The sequence below is a fragment of the Micromonospora sp. NBC_01392 genome (genome assembly GCF_045040125.1).
In the GTDB taxonomy this organism is placed as follows: Bacteria; Actinomycetota; Actinomycetes; order Mycobacteriales; family Micromonosporaceae; genus Micromonospora.
The window spans coordinates 6145255-6163613 of the sequence record NZ_CP109549.1 but is presented as its reverse complement, the minus strand read 5'-3'; the positions used below and the strand labels follow the sequence as shown (position 1 = coordinate 6163613).

Sequence of the window (18359 nt, the reverse complement as noted above, 5' to 3'; positions counted from 1 at the left end):
CCGGTGCGCGCGCATGAGGCCGGCGCCCTGCACGGCGACATCGGCAACCGGGGGCCCGCCTGGCTGCGTACCCCGGTCGACGTCAACGCCCTGGTGCCGCAGCTCTGGCCGCGCCACGTGGCGCGCGGCCCGGCCGGCGCGCTGACCGTCGCCGGCCTGGACGTCCGCGACCTGGCCGCCGAGTTCGGCACCGCGGCGTACGTGCTGGACGAGGACGACCTGCGCGGACGCTGCCGCGAGTTCCGGGCCGCCTTCCCGGACGCGGACGTCTACTACGCCGGCAAGGCGTTCCTCTGCCGCGCGGTGGTCCGCATGATCGCCGAGGAGGGCCTGTTCCTCGACGTCTGCACCGGCGGTGAGCTGGCCACCGCGCTCTCGGCCGGGATGCCGCCGGAACGGATCGGCTTCCACGGCAACAACAAGTCGGTGGCCGAGCTGACCCGGGCGGTGGACACCGGCGTGGGTCGGATCATCGTCGACTCGTTCACCGAGATCGACCGGCTCACCGCGCTGGCCCGCGAGCGTGGGGTCCGCCCCCGGGTGCTGCTGCGGGTCACCGTCGGCGTGGAGGCGCACACCCACGAGTTCATCGCCACCGCGCACGAGGACCAGAAGTTCGGCTTCTCCCTCGCCGGCGGCGCCGCCGCGACGGCCGCGTTCCGGATCCTCGACGAGGACGTGCTGGAGCTGCGTGGGCTGCACTCGCACATCGGCTCGCAGATCTTCGACGCCAGCGGCTTCGAGGTCTCCGCCCGCCGGGTGCTCGCCCTCCAGGCACAGATCCGCGACGCCCGCGGCGTGGAGCTGCCCGAGCTGGACCTGGGCGGCGGCTTCGGCATCGCGTACACCACGCAGGACGACCCGGCGTCCCCGCACGACCTGGCGAAGCGGCTCCGCAAGATCGTCGACGGCGAGTGCGCGGCGGAGAACCTCGCCGTGCCGCACCTCTCGGTCGAGCCGGGCCGCGCGATCGTCGGCCCGGCCGTGTTCACGCTCTACGAGGTGGGCACGGTGAAGGACGTGGACGGCCTGCGGACGTACGTCAGCGTGGACGGGGGGATGAGCGACAACATCCGCACCGCGCTCTACGACGCGTCGTACTCGGCGACACTGGCGAACCGCGCGTCTTCCACGGTGCCGATGCTCGCCCGCGTGGTGGGAAAGCACTGTGAGTCCGGGGACATCGTGGTGAAGGATGAATTCCTGCCCGCCGACGTGCAGCCCGGAGATCTTCTCGCGGTGCCCGGCACGGGGGCCTACTGCCGGAGCATGGCCAGCAACTACAACCATGTGCCGAGGCCCCCGGTCGTCGCCGTGCGTGACGGTCACGCCCGGGTGATCGTTCGGCGGGAGACCGAAGACGACCTGCTCGCATTGGATGTGGGATGACCTCACCGGTTCGCTTGGCGTTGCTCGGCTGCGGCACGGTCGGCAGCGACGTCGTACGCCTGCTGCACGCGCAGTCGGCCGACCTCGCCGCCCGGATCGGCGCCCCGCTGGAGATCGCCGGCATCGCCGTCCGCCGGCTCGGCCGCGACCGCGGCGACCTGCCGGTCGACCCGGCGTTGTTCACCACCGACGCGCTCGGGTTGATCAAGCGCGACGACGTGGACGTGGTGATCGAGGTCGTCGGCGGCATCGAGCCGGCCCGCGGCTGGCTGGTCGAGGCGCTGCGCGCCGGCAAGAGCGTGGTCACCGCCAACAAGGCGCTGCTCGCCGAGGACGGCGCCACGCTGCACGACGCGGCGGCCGAGGGCGGGGCCGACCTCTACTACGAGGCCAGCGTCGCCGGGGCCATCCCGCTGCTGCGCCCGCTGCGCGAGTCGCTGCACGGCGACCGGATCACCCGGGTCACCGGCATCGTGAACGGCACCACCAACTTCATCCTCTCCGCCATGGACGCCACCGGCGCCGGGTTCGCCGAGGCGCTGGAGGAGGCCACCGAGCTGGGGTACGCGGAAGCCGACCCGACGGCCGACGTGGAGGGCTTCGACGCCGCCGCCAAGGCCGCCATCCTCGCCTCGCTGGCGTTCCACACCCGGGTCACCGCCGCCGACGTGCACCGCGAGGGCATCACCGAGGTGACCGCCGCGGACGTGGCCAGCGCCAAGGCCATGGGCTGCACGATCAAGCTGCTCTGCATCGCGGCCCGGGGCGCCGACGCGGCCGGCCACGAGACCGTCAACGTCCGGGTGCACCCGGCGATGATCCCGCTGAGCCATCCGCTCGCCGGCGTCGGCGACGCGTTCAACGCGGTCTTCGTCGAGGCGGACGCCGCCGGGCAGCTCATGTTCTACGGCCGGGGCGCGGGCGGGGCGCCGACCGCCAGCGCGGTCCTCGGCGACGTGGTGGCGGTGGCCCGCAACCGCCTCGCCGGCGTGCACGCGGCCAGCGAGTCGGCGTACGCGGACCTGCCGGTGCGTCCGATGGGGGAGGCGCTCACCCGCTACCACATCAGCCTCGACGTGGCCGACCGGCCGGGTGTGCTGGCGTCGGTGGCCGGGGTGTTCGCCCGGCACGAGGTCTCCATCGCCACCGTGCGGCAGGGCCCCGCCGGCGGCGACGCCGAGCTGGTCATCGTCACCCACGTCGCACCGGACGCCGCGCTCGCGGCCACCGTGCGTGAGCTGCGCGGGCTGGACACCGTCCGGTCGGTCACCAGCGTGCTGCGGGTCGAGGGCGGCGCGTGACCCCGGCGTCCCGCCTGATGGTTAGGTCGGAGTGTGCCGGTGACCGGTCGGGCAGGCTGGTCCACGCTTGAGACGGGCCCCGGACCGGGGCGGGAGAGGCGAGGAGCGCGACATGTGGCGAGGGCTGATCGAGGCGTACCGGAACCGGCTGCCGATCACCGACGCCACTCCGGTCGTCACGCTGCACGAGGGGAACACCCCGCTGCTGCCGGCCCCGGTGCTCTCCGCCCGGGTCGGCGCGGACGTGTGGCTCAAGGTCGAGGGCGCGAACCCGACCGGCTCGTTCAAGGACCGGGGCATGACGCTCGCCGTCTCCAAGGCGGTCGAGGACGGCGACAAGGCGATCATCTGCGCCTCGACCGGCAACACCAGCGCGTCGGCCGCCGCGTACGCGGCCCGCGCCGGGATCACCTGCGCGGTGCTGGTGCCGCAGGGCAAGATCGCGCTGGGCAAGCTGGCCCAGGCGCTGGTGCACGGCGCGAAGCTGCTCCAGGTGCAGGGCAACTTCGACGACTGCCTGGCGCTGGCCGGCAAGCTCGCCCAGGACTACCCGGTCGCGCTTGTCAACTCCGTGAACGTGTACCGGCTGCACGGCCAGAAGACGGCCGCCTTCGAGATCGTCGAGGCGCTCGGCGACGCGCCGGACATCCACTGCCTGCCGGTCGGCAACGCCGGCAACATCACCGCCTACTGGATGGGCTACTCCGAGGACCTGCACGACGGCAACGCCACGAAGGCCCCCCGGATGTTCGGCTTCCAGGCGGCCGGCGCGGCCCCGATCGTCACCGGCCAGATGGTGCCCGAGCCGTCGACCATCGCCACCGCCATCCGGATCGGCAACCCGGCGAGCTGGACGAAGGCGGTCGACGCGCGGGACGCCTCCGGTGGGCTGATCTCCTCGGTCACCGACCGGGAGATCCTCTCGGCGTACCGCCTGCTGGCCCGCGAGGTGGGCGTCTTCGTCGAGCTGGGCAGCGCGGCCAGCGTGGCCGGCCTGCTCCAGCAGGCCGCCGCCGGTCAGGTGCCGGCCGGGTCGCGGGTGGTGTGCACGGTCACCGGCCACGGCCTGAAGGACCCGGAGTGGGCCATCTCGACCGCCCCGGCTCCGATGACCATCGCCAACGACGCCCTCGCCGCCGCCCGCTCCCTCGACCTGGCCTGAACCCACCCGCCCCGCAGGCGGGGAGCGGGACCGGGTGCGGCAGACTCAGGGCACCCCGCAGACCCCTTCCCAGGAGTGACCAACGCCCATGTCGTTGCTCGCCAGATTCAGTCTTGCCAACCGGGGCCTGATCGCCCTGATCGCGTTGGTGACCGCGGCGTTCGGCGCGTTCGCCGTGCCGTCGCTGAAGCAGCAGCTGCTGCCCTCGCTGGAATTCCCGGCGGCGTTCATCGTGGCGCCGTACCCGGGCGCCGCCCCCGAGATCGTCGAGTCCCAGGTCGCCGAGCCGATCGAGAACAGCCTCCAGGGCATCCCGGGGCTGGAGAAGGTCACCTCCACCTCGCGCGAGGGCGCGGCCACCGTCCAGGTGCAGTACGAGTTCGGCACCGACCTGGACGACGTGGTCAACAAGATGGAGACCGCGATCAACCGGGCCCAGCTCCCGGAGGGCGTCGACCCGCAGGTGATCGCCGGCAGCACCGACGACCTGCCCGCGGTGGTGGTCGCCGCGACCGGCGACGGCGACGAGCGGGCGCTGGCCGAGAAGCTGCGCGCCACCGTGGTGCCGGAGCTGGAAGGGCTGGACGGCGTCCGCTCGGTGGACGTCACCGGCGCCCGCGACCAGGTGGTGGCGATCACGCCCGACCCGGCGAAGCTGGCCGCCGCCCGGGTGGCCCCGGCCGCCATCGCGTCGGCGCTCAAGTCGAACGGCGTGGCGGTGCCGGCCGGCGCGCTGGCCGACGGCGACCGGTCGCTGCCGGTGCAGGTCGGCACGCCGATCCGCACGGTGGACGACCTGCGGGGCATCGTGCTCACCACCGCGCCGGCCGCGCCGGTGCGCCTCGGTGACGTGGCGAGGGTGGAGCAGCAGCTCGCCCCGGCGACGTCGTTCACCCGCACCAACGGCAAGCCGAGCCTGGGCATCGCGGTGACCGCCAGCCCGGACGGCAACGCGGTCGGCATCTCGCACGACATCCGCGACCGGCTGGCCGAGCTGCAGACCGCCTCCGGCGCGGAGCTGACCGTGGTCTTCGACCAGGCCCCGTTCGTCGAGCGGTCCATCGAGAGTCTCACCACCGAGGGCCTGCTCGGCCTGCTGATGGCCGTGGTGGTGATCCTGGTGTTCCTGCTCTCCATCCGGTCCACCGTGGTCACCGCGGTCTCCATCCCGCTGTCGGTGCTTGTCGCGCTGCTCGTGCTCTGGGCCGGCGACTACTCGCTGAACCTGCTCACGCTGGGCGCGTTGACCATCGCGGTCGGCCGGGTGGTGGACGACTCCATCGTGGTGCTGGAGAACATCAAACGGCACCTGGAGTACGGCGAGGAGAAACGCGACGCGATCCTGGCCGCGGTCCGCGAGGTGGCCGGCGCGGTCACCGCCTCCACGCTGACCACGGTCGCCGTCTTCGCGCCGATCGCCCTGGTCGGCGGCTTCGTCGGGCAGCTCTTCGCGCCGTTCGCGATCACCGTGACGGTGGCCCTGCTCGCCTCGCTGCTGGTGTCGCTGACCGTGATCCCGGTGCTGGCGTACTGGTTCCTCCGGCCGCGCCGCGGCGCGGACGACGAGGCCGCCCGTCGCGCCGCCGAGGAGAAGGAGCTGCGCAGCCCGCTCCAGCGGGCGTACCTGCCGGTGATCGGCTTCGCCACCCGATCGCGGAAGAGCCGGTGGGCCACCGTGGCGCTCGGCCTGCTGGTGCTGCTGGGCACGTTCGGCCTGGCGCAGAAGCTGGAGACCAACTTCCTGGACGACTCCGGCCAGGACACCCTGGCCATCCGGCAGGAGATGCCGGCCGGCACCGGGCTCACCGGCACCGACCGGGCCGCCGCCCGGGTCGAGGAGGTGCTGAAGCGTACGCCGGGCGTGGAGACCTACCAGGTCAGCGCCGGTGGCGGGGACAACCCGTTCGCCGGGGGCGGCGGCAGCGACCGGGCCTCCTGGTCGCTGGCGCTCTCCGACGACACCGACGCCAAGGCGGTGCGGGAGACGCTGCGCAAGGAGTTCGACGCGCTCGGCCCGGAGGTCGGCGAGCTGACCTTCGGTGGCGGGCAGGACGCCTCGGCCAACCAGGTCGAGGTGGTGGTGCAGGCCGCCGACCAGGAGACGCTGACCCGGGCGGCGGAGGAGGTCCGGGCCGCGATGGCCGGCACCTCCGGCGTCGAGGACGTCACCACCGGCCTGGCCACCCGGGTGCCCCGGGTCGAGGTGACCGTGGACCGGGTCGCCGCGGCCCGCGCGGGTCTCACCGAGGCGGCCGTCGGGCAGCTCGTCGCGCAGACGTACCGGGGGGCGCCGCTGGGCCAGGTCACGCTGGACGGCACGGCGCAGGACGTGGTGCTGAGCAGCGGGGCGAAGCCGCCGCTGAGCGTGGCGGAGCTGCGGGCGCTGCGGGTGGGCCCGGTGACGTTGGACGCGATCGCCGACGTCAACCAGGTCGACGGGCCGCAGCAGGTGACCCGGATCGACGGCGAGCGCAGCGTCTCGGTGACCGGCACGGCCACCGGCTCGAACCTCGGCGCCACCACGGCTGACCTCCAGAAGAAGCTGGACGCGCTGGACGTGCCGGGTGCCACGTACGTCATCGGCGGGGTGAGCGCCGACCAGGCGGACGCGTTCGCGGACCTCGGCCTGGCGGTACTGGCCGCCATCGCGATCGTCTTCCTGATCATGGTGGCCACGTTCCGCAGCCTGACCCAGGCGCTGATCCTGCTGATCTCGGTGCCGTTCGCGGCGACCGGCGCGATCGCGCTGTTGCTCGCCACCGGGACGCCGCTGGGCGTGCCGGCGCTGATCGGCGTGCTCATGCTGGTCGGCATCGTGGTGACCAACGCGATCGTGCTGCTCGACCTGATCAACCAGTACCGGGCACAGGGCATGGGCGTCACCGAGGCGGTGGTCGAGGGTGGCCGGCGCCGGCTGCGACCGATTCTGATGACCGCGGTCGCCACCGTGTTCGCGCTGCTGCCGATGGCGTTCGGGCTGACCGGCGAGGGCGGGTTCATCTCGAAGCCGCTGGCGATCGTGGTGATCGGTGGTCTGCTCAGCTCGACGCTGCTGACGCTGGTCCTGGTGCCGACGCTCTACACCATGGTCGAGCGCACCAAGGGCTCGTTCCGGGACCGCCGGGACCGCCGCCGGGGCGTGCCGGAGCCGACCGGCCCGGCCGAGCCGGTCGACGCCCCGGTGCCGGTGACCGTGGGCGGCGGGGAGGGGCCGGTCGCGCCGCCCGAGCCGCCGGCGCGCCCGTCCGGGGCGCTGCTCGACGGCACGGACCAGTTCGAGGTGCTCCGGCTGCCGAAGAGCCGCCGTTCCCCTCTTCCCCCCACCGAGTGAAAGGAGGGGGCCCCGCTTAACGCCTTCCGCATAGGTGGGGCCCCCTCTCACACTTCCCGCACGCGGGGACCCGCCGAGACCCACCGGAGCGGTACGCTCGGTGAGCTGGTGCCTACTTTGGGTGCGGGGGCGCGATGGCGGACGGCAGAGGCCGGTGGGGTCGCCGGGCGCTGCTGCGCCGGTCGGCGCTGCTGCTCGGCGGCGCCGCGCTGGGTTCCGCCGCGACCCTGGAGAGCACGTGGGTGGCCGACCGCCGGCTGCCGCTGGCCGGCGGCCCGGCCAGCGCGACGCTCGGCAACCGCCGCCAGGACGTCGGCGGGGGCGGCGTGCAGGTGGTGTGGGGTGTCCGCACCGATGAGCCACTGGTGGCTCTGACGTTCGACGACGGGCCGCGGCCACAGTGGACGCCGATGGTGCTGGACACCCTGGCCGCGCACCGGGTGCCGGCCACGTTCTTCCTGGTCGGTGAGCGGGCCCGCCGGCACGCCGCGCTGGTGCGCGGCCGGATGGGCGGCCACGAGGTGGGCAACCACAGTTGGGCGCACCACGACCTGGCCCGGATGGACGCCGCGACGGTCCACGACGACCTGCGCCGCAGCCACGACGCGATCACCGCGGCCACCGGCACGGCGCCCCGGCTGCTCCGCCCGCCCTGGGGGCACCTGGGCGGGGCGGTGCTGTACGCGGCGGCCCAACTGGACTACCGGCTGGTGCTCTGGACACTCCAGATGGTGGAGAGCGAGTTCCCGCACGACCCGGGCGGACACGCCCGGCGCATCGTGGCCGACGTGCGGCCCGGCACCATCCTGCTCGGCCACGACGTCGGCGACGAGCGGCGGCTGGTCGCGCTCCGCGGCCTGCCCGACCTGATCGCCGGGCTGCGCGCCCGGGGCTACGCGTTCGTCACCGTCTCCGACCTGCTGCGTCGCACCGCCGCCCCGGGAGCCGCCCGATAGGGTGCCGGCGTGTCACCCACCCTCTCGGTCCTCGTCCGCAACCGCGACTTCCGCAACCTGTTCCTCGCCGAACTGGTGGTCTTCGGAGCCGACTGGTTCGTCATGGTGCCGCTGCTCGTGCTGCTGCCGGAGCTGACCGGCAGCGGGATCTGGGGCGCGCTGGTGCTGGCCGTGGACACCGGCACCACCGCCCTGCTGCTCCCGTACGCGGGCACCGTCGCCGACCGGTTCGACCGCCGCAAGGTGATGATGGCGGCCAATGTGGCCGCGTTCGCCGGCATCCTGCTGCTGCTCGGTGTGCGCGGCGCCGGGACCGCCTGGCTGGCGCTGCTGGCCATCGCGGTCGTGGCCGTGGCGAAGGCGTTCTACTCGCCGGCCGCCCAGGCCGCGCTGCCCAACGTGGTCGATCCGGTGGACCTGGCGGCGGCCAACGCGGTCGCCGGCTCGGCCTGGGGCACGATGGCGGTGGTCGGCGCCTCGCTCGGCGGCATCCTGAGCGCCGCCGCCGGCCCGTACGCCTGCTTCTGGGTGGCCGCGGCGGGCCTGGCCGGGGCGGCGGCGCTGGCCGCGCTGATCCGGCGGCCCCTCCAGACGCCCCGGGACCCGGCGGCGGGCGTGCCGCGCCCCTCGGCGGCGATCCGCGAGGCGCTCGGCTACATCGCCCGCCGGCCGCGCGTGCTCGCGCTGGTGACGGTGAAGTCGGCGGTCGGCCTGGGCAACGGCGTGCTGACCGTCTTCCCGCTGCTGGCCGGCGTGTACGGGGTCGGGGCGGTCGGCGCCGGTCTGCTGTTCGCCGCCCGGGGCGCCGGCGCGCTGGTCGGCCCGATCCTGATGCGCCGGGTGCTCAGCAACCGGGCCTGGCTGCTCACCGGCCTGGCGCTGTCCATGTCCACGTACGGGCTGGCCTACCTGGGGGCCTCGGCGGTGTCCTGGTTCCCGCTGGTGCTGGTGCTGGTCTTCCTGGCCCACCTCGGGGGCGGCAGCAACTGGGTGCTGTCCAACTACGCGCTCCAGGGCGAGGTGCCGGACCGGCTGCGTGGCCGGGTCTTCGCCACCGACATGATGCTCGCCACGCTGGCCATCGCGCTCAGCCAGCTGGTGGTGGCACTGGTGGTGGACCGGGTGGACGAGCGCACCGTGCTTGCCGGCTGCGGCCTGGTCACCGTGGTCTACGCGATCGGCTGGCGGTTCGCCACCCGGCGCCTGTCGCTCACCGATCCGGCGCAGCCGCCGGCCGGTTGACCGGGGTGCTGCTGGCCGGCGTGCTCCGGTCGTGGTGCGGCGGCGAGCGGGTGCGGCGGGACGGGCGGCCCGTCCGGCGGTCCCACGCTGCGGGCGGTCCGTCGCGGTGTCGGTGCCAGGCCCTAGCATGAGCCGGTGCCGACGACTTTCGCCTCCGGTCCGGTCCGGGTCCGGGTGCCCGCGACCAGCGCCAATCTCGGCCCCGGTTTCGACGCGCTCGGGCTGGCCCTCGGCCGGCACGACGACGTGACGGCCGAGGTGACCGGCGGCGGCGTCCGGGTGGCGGTCACCGGCGAGGGTGCCGGTGAGCTGCCGGCGGACGACCGGCACCTGGTGGTGACCGCCATGCGGGCCGCGTTCGACGTGCTGGGCGCGCAGCCCGCCGGCCTGGCGCTGGAGTGCGTCAACCGGATCCCGCAGGCCCGTGGTCTCGGTTCGTCCTCGGCGGCCATCGTGGCCGGGGTGCTGGCGGCCCGCGCGCTGGTGGTCGACGGCGGGCAGCGGCTGGACGACGCGGCCGCGCTGCGCCTGGCGGCGGAGCTGGAGGGGCATCCGGACAACGTGGCCCCGTGCCTGCTCGGCGGCTTCACGATCGCCTGGACGGAGCCGTCCGGCGCCCGGGCGGTCTCGCTGCCGGTGGCGTCCGCCGTCCGGCCCACCGTCTTCGTGCCGGCCGAGCGGGGCCTGACCGCGGCGGCCCGGGCCGCCCTGCCGGCCACCGTGCCGCACGCCGACGCCGCGGCCAACGCGGGCCGGGCCGCGCTGCTGGTGCACGCGCTGACCGTCGACCCGGCGCTGCTGCTGCCGGCCACCGTCGACCGCCTGCACCAGGAGCAGCGGGCCCCGGGGATGCCGGCCAGCGCCCGGCTGGTCGCCGCGCTGCGTGCGGCGGGTGTGGCTGCCGTGATCAGTGGGGCGGGCCCGACCGTGCTGGCACTCTCCGACGTGCCGGCGGGCTTCGAGCTGGGAACAGAATGGCGCCGGTGGGAGTTGCCGACAGATGTCAGCGGAGCCCGGGTTTTCCGGGGTACACTTTGACACGCCGAGCGGGACCCTGTTGCCGCAGGTCGGAAGAGTTGATTACCCTCTAGACCGAGCACAGCCGCGAAGCATGCGATCTTCCTGCGGTTCGGCGCACCCCCGAAGCTCTCGGCGGTCAGCCCGTCACCCCTGCCAAGGCCCACGCCGCACCGCAGTTTCCGCAGGTCGCCGCAGACGGCGAGACCTGCTCACCGAGGTTGGTGAGTCGGGAGACCGCCCTGCTGCTGTGTTACAGACTCCCGCGACGCGTCCATGCGAGGCGGGTGCACCGAGGCCGCCCGGCCACCTGGTTCCACGACCCCGGGCAGCCCCGGCCTATCGAGGGAAGGAATCCATTGAGCGACACCACCGACGTGACGTCGGATGTTTCCAACGTCGCTGGCGATGCCACCACCGCCGCCCCCACGCGCCGTCGGCGTAGCGGTACCGGCCTGTCGGCGATGCTGCTGCCGGAGCTCCAGAGCCTGGCCGCGTCGCTCGGCATCTCTGGTACGGCTCGCATGCGCAAGGGCGAGCTGATCAGTGCGATCACCGAGCGGCAGGGCGGCGCCGCCGCCGGTACCCCTCGACCGCGGGCCGAGGTTGCGGCCGCGGCGGCTCCCGCACGCGAGGAGGTGCACGCCGAGGTCCGTGAGGAGCGGGCCGAGGCCGGGCGTCGTCCCGCCGAGAAGGCGCCGGCCGCCGAGGCGACCGAGGGCCGCACCCGTGGCCGCCGTACCCGGGCCACCACCGCGGCCACCGAGGCGCGTCCGACCGAGGCACCCGCCGTGGAGGCGCCCGCCGAGACCGGCGAGCGGACCGAGCGGCCCGAGCGCGGTGCTGACCGGACCGAGCGGGCCGAGCGCGGTGCCGAGCGGGCCGAGCGCGGTGCTGAGCGGGCCGAGCGCGGTGCCGATGGCGGCGGCGAGCGGGCCGAGCGCGACGAGCGTGCCGAAGGCCGGGGCCGTGACCGGGGCGAGCGCACCGACCGGGGTGAGCGGGCCGACCGCAACGATCGGGGTGAGCGTGCCGAGCGGGGCGATCGCAACGAGCGTGCCGACCGGGGTGAGCGTGCCGAGCGGAGCGACCGCAACGACCGGGGCGACCGCAACGACCGGAGCGACCGCAACGACCGGGGTGAGCGTGCCGAGCGGGGTGACCGCAACGACCGGGGCGACCGCAACGACCGGAGCGACCGCAACGACCGGGGTGACCGCAACGACCGGGGGCAGCGCGCCGAGCGGGACAACCGCGACAACGACGACGACGACGAGGCCGGCGGCCGGCGGGGCCGGCGCAGCCGGTTCCGGGACCGTCGGCGGGGCCGCGGCGAGCGGGGCGAGAACGGCGACGGCGGTGCCGTCCGCGAGCCGCAGGTCGGCGAGGACGACGTGCTCGTCCCGGTGGCCGGCATCATCGACGTGCTCGACAACTACGCCTTCGTCCGGACCACCGGCTACCTGGCCGGCCCGAACGACGTGTACGTCTCGATGTCCCAGATCAAGAAGTACGGCCTGCGCCGCGGTGACGCCATCACCGGCGCGGTGCGGGCGGCCCGGGACGGCGAGCAGCGGCGCGACAAGTACAACCCGCTGGTCCGGCTGGACACCATCAACGGCATGGAGCCGGACGAGGCGAAGCGCCGGCCGGAGTTCTACAAGCTCACCCCGCTCTACCCGCAGGAGCGATTGCGGCTGGAGACCGAGCCGCACATCCTGACCACCCGGGTCATCGACCTGGTCATGCCGATCGGCAAGGGTCAGCGGGCGCTCATCCAGTCGCCGCCCAAGGCGGGCAAGACGATGGTGCTGCAGGCGATCGCGAACGCGATCACCCGCAACAACCCGGAGTGCCACCTGATGGTGGTGCTGGTGGACGAGCGGCCCGAAGAGGTCACCGACATGCAGCGGTCGATCAAGGGCGAGGTCATCGCGGCCACGTTCGACCGTCCGCCGCAGGACCACACCACGGTGGCCGAGCTGGCGATCGAGCGGGCGAAGCGCCTGGTCGAGCTGGGGCACGACGTGGTCGTGCTGCTCGACTCGGTGACCCGGCTGGGGCGGTCGTACAACCTGGCGGCGCCGGCCAGCGGCCGGATCATGTCGGGTGGTATCGACTCCACCGCGCTCTACCCGCCGAAGCGCTTCCTCGGCGCGGCCCGCAACATCGAGAACGGCGGCTCGCTGACCATCATCGCCACGGCGCTGGTGGAGACCGGGTCCATGGCGGACACGGTCATCTTCGAGGAGTTCAAGGGCACCGGCAACGCCGAGCTGAAGCTGGACCGGAAGATCGCCGACAAGCGCGTCTTCCCGGCGATCGACATCAACCCCACCGGTACGCGCAAGGAGGAGGTCCTGCTCGCGCCGGAGGAGTTGGCGATCATCCACAAGCTCCGCAAGGTGCTGCACTCGCTGGACTCGCAGGCCGCGCTCGACCTGCTGCTGGACCGGCTCAAGCAGTCCCGCACCAACATCGAGTTCCTGATGCAGATCGCGAAGTCCACTCCGGGCGAGTGACCTGACGGACCGACGACGAGGGGCACGGCCACCGGCCGTGCCCCTCGTTCGCGTACGCGACACCCCGGCCTGCTGAAGTTTTTCTACGGTTCAGCCGCGAGGTATTGAAACTTCTGTTCAGGGTCGGGTTGACTGTCGTCCATGCGATTGCGCAGTCGATCCATCCGTACCGCCGGCGTCCTGCTGCTGACGCCGCTGCTCACCCTCACCGCGCCGATGCCCTCGGCCGCGGCGGCCACCCCGTTGACCAAGGCCACCCCGTCGACCAAGGCCACCCCGTCGACCAAGGCCACCCCGTCGACCAAGGCCACCCCGTCGACCACGGCGGCCCCGGGCACGGCGACCCCCACGGGCACAGCGGCCGAGGACGCGCCGGCGGCCTCCTCCCGACCCGAGTCGGCGGTCACGCTGGCCGCGGTGGAACCCGCCGGTGGCCTGGAGACCGCGAAGACCACCCGGCCGGTCGCGCCCGGTCTCGACCTGACCTCCTTCGACAGGTACGACGCCGCCGGTTGGCTGCGGGCCGACGCGCTCACCGCCGACCTGTCCGGCGGGCTGACCGTGGACTACGTCAACTCCGGCGCGGTCACCCGGGACGAGCCGCTGCGGGCGGCGGTGGACCGGTCCCGCGCGGTGGCGGCCGTGAACGGCGACTTCTTCGACATCAACAACTCCGGTGCCGCCCAGGGCGTCGGCATCCGTTCCGGTGAACTGGTGCAGTCGCCGGTCGCCGGGCACCCCAACGCGGTCGGCATCAGCGCCGGCGGCCTCGGCCGGGTGGTCGAGGTCGGCTTCGAGGGCACCGCCGCGCTGCCCGCCGGCCCGGTGCCGCTGACCCAGTTCAACAACATGGTGCAGCGCGACGGCGTGGGCGTGTTCACGCCGCTCTGGGGCGCGTACCCCCGGCAGCGCGCGGTGGACGGCGCGGCGCGGGTGGTCGAGGTGACGGTGACCGGCGGGCGGGTGGCCACGGTCGCCACCACGGCGGGGGAGGGACCGATCCCGGCCGGCAGCACGGTGCTGCTCGGCCGGGAGGCCGGGGCGGACGCGCTCGCCGGGCTGCGTGCTGGCGACGCGGTGGACCTGTCCTGGCGTCCGCGCGCCTCCGACGGCGGCGACCTGCGCGCCGCGGTGGGCGGCGGGAACGTGCTGGTCCGGGACGGCGTGGTGCAGAGCATCGCCGACCAGTCGCTGGCTCCGCGTACGTCGGTCGGGTTCTCCGCCGACGGGCGTCGGATGATCATGCTGACGGTGGACGGCCGGCAGGTGGACAGCCGTGGCGTCACCCAGACCGAGATGGGCCGGATGATGGTCGAGCTGGGCGCCGCGAACGCGCTCAACCTCGACGGCGGCGGTTCCTCCACGCTGCTGGCCCGGGAGCCCGGCGCGGCGGCGGTCCAGGTGGAGAACAGCCCGTCCGACGGCAGCGAGCGGCCGGTGCCGAACGGGCTGGCCGTCTACGCGCCGAAGGGCAGCGGCCGGCTCACCGGGTACTGGCTGGAGACCGCGAGCGACCCGACCGCCGCGCCGGGCGTCGCCCCGGTCCGCGGCGGCCGGCCGGACCGGGTCTTCCCGGGCCTCACCCGCCGGCTCACCGCCGCCGGTCACGACGAGACGTACGGGCCGGCGGCCGGCGAGCCGCGCTGGCGCGCCACCCACGGCCGGGTGGACGGCGACGGCATCTTCCGGGCCGGCAGCCCCGGCCGGAGCACCGTCACCGCCGCGCGCGGGCGGGCCCGGGGCACGCTCGACCTGACCGTGCTCGGCCCACTGGCGCGGATCGACGCCACCGTCGACCGGGTCGGCCTCGACGGGGCCGGTGACACCGGCCTGTTCGGCGTGGTCGGCTACGACGCCGAGGGCAACACCGCGCCGATCGAGCCGGCTGACCTGAAGCTGGAGTACGACCACGACCTGCTCTCCGTCACCCCCACCGCCGACGGCAACCTGTCCGTGACGGCGCTCGGCGGGTCCGGCTCGGCGCTGGTCACCGCCCGCGTCGGCGGGCACCGCACGGTGCTGCCGGTGACGGTCGGACTGACCGATGTGCCGGTGGCCGGCTTCGACGACGCCGCGTCCTGGCGGTTCAGCCAGGCCCGGGCCGCCGGCGCGGTCGCCCCGGCGGACGGGCACACCGGCGCCGGCCTGAAGATGTCGTACGACTTCAGCCAGTCCACCGGCACCCGGGCCGCGTACGCCGACCCGCCGGCCTGGATCGACGTGCCCGGCCAGCCGCAGGCGTTCGGCATGTGGATCAAGGCGAACGGCGCCGGCGAGTGGCCGAGCCTGCACCTGCACGACGCGCAGGACACCCAGTTCGTGCTGCGCGGCCCGTACCTGGACTGGACCGGCTGGAAGTACGTCGAGTTCGCGGTGCCGCCCGGCGTGCAGTACCCGGTGCGGGTGCGCCGGTTCTACGTGGCCGAGACCGACCCGGCGAAGCAGTACCACAGCGAGGTGGTGATCGACGACCTGGTGGCCCGGGTGCCGCCGGACGTGCAGGCGCCCGCGGAGCCGAACCGCACCGACCGGGTGGTGCTGCGCGACGGCACGGTCGACGGCGCGCCCTGGCGCTTCGCGGTGCTCTCCGACGCCCAGTTCGTCGCCGCCGACCCGGACAGCGAGCTGGTCGCACAGGCCCGCCGTACGCTGCGCGAGGTCCGCGCCGCCCGGCCGGACTTCCTGATCATCGACGGCGACTTCGTGGACACCGCGTACCCGGCGGACTTCGCGCTGGCCAAGCGGATCCTGGACGAGGAGCTGGGCGGCGAGGTGCCCTACCACTACGTGCCGGGCAACCACGAGATCATGGGCGCCCCGATCGACAACTTCCGCAGCGTGTTCGGGGACACCACGCGTGTCTTCGACCACCGGGGCACCCGGTTCCTCACCCTGAGCACGGCCAGCGGCTCGCTGCGCGGGGGCGGCTTCGACCAGGTGGAGCTGCTGCGCCGGACGCTTGACGAGGCGGCTGCCGATCGCGCCGTCGGCTCGGTGGCGGTGCTGTTCCACCACCCGCCGCGCGACCCGAGCCCGGTCAAGGCCAGCCAACTGGGGGACCGGAAGGAGGCCGCGCTCGTCGAGCAGTGGCTGGCCGACTTCCAGCACCGCACCGGCAAGGGCGCGTTGATGGTCAACGGGCACGTCGGCACGTTCCACGCCGACCGGGTGGACGGTGTCCCGTACGTGATCAACGGGAACGCGGGCAAGGACCCGTCCACCCCGGCCGGGCTGGGCGGTTTCACCGGCTGGACCGAATTCGGGGTGGACCCGGTCACCGCTCGGGAGGCGGAGCGGGCCCGCCGCGACCCGCTCGCCGAGGGGCCGGAGTGGGTGGCCGCGGAGACGCACGCCCACGTCGACCGGCTCGCGCTGGACGCGCCGGCCCAGGTGCGCCTCGGCGCCCCCGCCGCCGTCGTCGCCACGCTCACCCAGCCCGGCGGCCGGCAGGTGCCGGTGGGGCCGCCGGTGAGCGCCGACTGGGCGGGCTCGCCCAACCTGCACGTCGGCGACGCGACCGGGGTACGCCCGTGGCACGTGGCCCGGTTCGACCCGTCGACCGGTCAGCTCACCGCGCTGCGTGCCGGCGCACGGATCCTGCTCACGGTCACCGTCAACGGCGTCCGCGCCGAGGCCACGGTGACCACCACCGCGGCGGCGCAGGCGCGCCCCGCCGCATGAGGCCCGGCGGGGGCTCCTCGTCCTGGGGGAGGAGCCCCCGCCGGCCCGCGGTTTCCCGTCTCGTCGATCATGAAGTTGACGGCGACAAAACGGACAGAAATCCCGGTCAACCTCATGATCGACTGGGGTGGGCGGCGGAGTGGGCGGCGGGGTGGGGGAGTGGTGGGGCGGGGGGTGGGAATGCCGAGGGGTGGCCGGGCGTTACTGCTGCCGGACCTGCTGTGCCGGCCGGCCGACGCCCATGGCACACTGGTCAATCGGCCACCGGTTCCGGTTCACGCCCGAGCCCGTCACCACGACGGGGCACACCGACGGCGACCCGGCGACCACCCACGAAAGGACCGAGGCGACATGAAGCCCAACATCCACCCGGAGTACGCGACCACCGAGGTCCGCTGCTCCTGCGGCAACACGTTCACGACCCGCAGCACCGCCAAGGGCGGCGCCATCAGCGTCGAGACCTGCAGCGCCTGCCACCCGTTCTACACCGGTAAGCAGCGCGTGCTGGACACCGCCGGTCGGGTCGCGAAGTTCCAGCAGAAGTACGCCAAGGTTCAGGCCAAGAAGGCCAAGTAGCTCCGTCGACGACGCCCGTGTCCGGCCCCGTGCCGGACACGGGCGTTCGTCCGTTTCCGCCCGGCGTCTTCTGAAGGAGCATCCGCAGCATGAGCAGTGAGCGCCTGGCCGCCCTCCTCGACGAGTACGCCGAACTGGAGAAGCGGCTGGCCGACCCGGCCATCCACGCCTACCAGGGCACCGCCCGGCGGGTCGGCCGGCGGTACGCCGAGCTGGTGCCGCTGCACAAGGCGGCCGGCGAGCTGGAGCAGGCCCGTGCCGACCTGGTCGCCGCGCGCGAGCTGGCCGCCGAGGACCCGGCGTTCGCCGCCGAGGCGGACACCATCGCGGCCACCCTGCCGGCGCTCGAGGAACGGCTCGCCGAACTGCTCATCCCGCGCGACCCGCACGACGCGAAGGACGTGATCGTCGAGATCAAGGCCGGCGAGGGCGGTGAGGAGTCGGCGTTGTTCGCCGGTGACCTGCTGCGGATGTACACCAGGTACGCCGAGCGCCGGGGCTGGACCACCGAGGTGATCGACGCCCAGGACTCCGACCTCGGCGGCGTGAAGGACGTCTCGCTGGCGATCAAGACCAAGGGCGTGCCCGAGGGCGGCAACGGCGTCTGGTCCCGGCTCAAGTGGGAGGGTGGCGTGCACCGGGTGCAGCGCGTCCCGGTGACCGAGTCGCAGGGCCGGATCCACACCAGCGCGGCCGGCGTGCTGGTGCTGCCCGAGGCGGAGGACGTGGACGTCACCATCGACGCGAACGAGCTGCGGATCGACGTGTTCCGCTCGTCCGGGCCCGGCGGCCAGTCGGTCAACACCACCGACTCGGCGGTCCGGATCACCCACGTCCCGACCGGCATCGTGGTGTCCTGCCAGAACGAGAAGTCGCAGCTCCAGAACCGCGAGCAGGCGATGCGGATCCTGCGCGCCCGGCTGCTCGCCGCGGCCCAGGAGCAGGCCGACGCCGCCGCCTCGGACGCCCGCAAGGCGCAGGTCCGTACCGTGGACCGGTCGGAGCGGATCCGCACCTACAACTTCCCGCAGAACCGGATCACCGACCACCGGATCGGCTACACCGCGTACAACCTCGACCTGGCGCTGGCCGGCGAACTGGACGGGGTGCTCGACGCGCTGACCGAGGCGGACCGCGCGGCCCGGCTGGCCGGCGAGACCGAGCTGTCCCGCCGCTGACCGA

Annotated in this window: 11 protein-coding genes; all 11 read left to right on the top strand. The window is 74.0% G+C overall.

Annotation, left to right across the window (positions count from 1 at the left end; genetic code table 11):
• Positions 1-3: 3 nt before the first annotated feature.
• The 11 genes from lysA to prfA all read left to right on the top strand — a co-directional run bounded on the left by lysA (position 4) and on the right by prfA (position 18355).
• Complete coding sequence (gene lysA / locus OG767_RS26740) at positions 4-1389, top strand: diaminopimelate decarboxylase (protein ID WP_405091007.1); 1386 nt, start codon at positions 4-6, stop codon at positions 1387-1389.
• Positions 1386-2690 (top strand): homoserine dehydrogenase, encoded by a 1305-nt coding sequence (locus OG767_RS26735; RefSeq protein ID WP_405091006.1) that lies wholly within the window; start codon positions 1386-1388, stop codon positions 2688-2690. Before lysA ends, OG767_RS26735 begins: the two co-directional genes overlap by 4 nt.
• A 112-nt stretch (positions 2691-2802) precedes the next feature.
• Entirely contained in the window at positions 2803-3852 is a 1050-nt protein-coding gene (thrC, locus tag OG767_RS26730) for a threonine synthase (RefSeq protein ID WP_405091005.1), read from the top strand.
• Positions 3853-3940: 88 nt separating this feature from the next.
• Entirely contained in the window at positions 3941-7183 is a 3243-nt protein-coding gene (locus OG767_RS26725) for an efflux RND transporter permease subunit (RefSeq protein ID WP_405091004.1), read from the top strand.
• 134 nt (positions 7184-7317) lie between these two features.
• Positions 7318-8139, top strand: coding sequence for a polysaccharide deacetylase family protein (locus tag OG767_RS26720; protein WP_405091003.1), 822 nt, complete (start codon positions 7318-7320; stop codon positions 8137-8139).
• A 9-nt stretch (positions 8140-8148) separates the two neighbouring features.
• Positions 8149-9381, top strand: coding sequence for an MFS transporter (locus OG767_RS26715; protein WP_405091002.1), 1233 nt, complete (start codon positions 8149-8151; stop codon positions 9379-9381).
• Positions 9382-9516: 135 nt separating this feature from the next.
• On the top strand, positions 9517-10419 hold the full coding sequence (gene thrB, locus OG767_RS26710; RefSeq protein WP_405091001.1) for a homoserine kinase: 903 nt from the start codon (positions 9517-9519) through the stop codon (positions 10417-10419).
• Between the two features lie 338 nt (positions 10420-10757).
• On the top strand, positions 10758-12920 hold the full coding sequence (gene rho, locus OG767_RS26705; RefSeq protein ID WP_405091000.1) for a transcription termination factor Rho: 2163 nt from the start codon (positions 10758-10760) through the stop codon (positions 12918-12920).
• Between the two features lie 141 nt (positions 12921-13061).
• The gene (locus OG767_RS26700; RefSeq protein WP_405090999.1) at positions 13062-16601 is read left to right on the top strand and encodes a phosphodiester glycosidase family protein; all 3540 of its coding nucleotides are present in this window, start codon (positions 13062-13064) and stop codon (positions 16599-16601) included.
• A gap of 351 nt (positions 16602-16952) precedes the next feature.
• Positions 16953-17177: a 50S ribosomal protein L31 gene (rpmE, locus tag OG767_RS26695; protein ID WP_073828674.1), complete on the top strand. Its 225-nt coding sequence runs from the start codon at positions 16953-16955 to the stop codon at positions 17175-17177.
• An 89-nt stretch (positions 17178-17266) separates the two neighbouring features.
• A complete protein-coding gene (gene prfA, locus OG767_RS26690) occupies positions 17267-18355 on the top strand; it encodes a peptide chain release factor 1 (RefSeq protein ID WP_405090998.1) in 1089 nt (362 codons plus the stop codon).
• The last annotated feature ends 4 nt before the right edge of the window (positions 18356-18359 follow it).

What these genes read in the sequence shown, in the direction of transcription:
- prfA (WP_405090998.1), top strand. Translation starts at nt 17,267, where the DNA reads ATGAGCAGTGAGCGCCTGGCCGCCCTCCTCGACGAGTACGCCGAACTG.
- OG767_RS26735 (WP_405091006.1), top strand. Translation starts at nt 1,386, where the DNA reads ATGACCTCACCGGTTCGCTTGGCGTTGCTCGGCTGCGGCACGGTCGGC.
- thrC (WP_405091005.1), top strand. Translation starts at nt 2,803, where the DNA reads ATGTGGCGAGGGCTGATCGAGGCGTACCGGAACCGGCTGCCGATCACC.
- OG767_RS26700 (WP_405090999.1), top strand. Translation starts at nt 13,062, where the DNA reads ATGCGATTGCGCAGTCGATCCATCCGTACCGCCGGCGTCCTGCTGCTG.
- rpmE (WP_073828674.1), top strand. Translation starts at nt 16,953, where the DNA reads ATGAAGCCCAACATCCACCCGGAGTACGCGACCACCGAGGTCCGCTGC.
- OG767_RS26725 (WP_405091004.1), top strand. Translation starts at nt 3,941, where the DNA reads ATGTCGTTGCTCGCCAGATTCAGTCTTGCCAACCGGGGCCTGATCGCC.
- OG767_RS26720 (WP_405091003.1), top strand. Translation starts at nt 7,318, where the DNA reads ATGGCGGACGGCAGAGGCCGGTGGGGTCGCCGGGCGCTGCTGCGCCGG.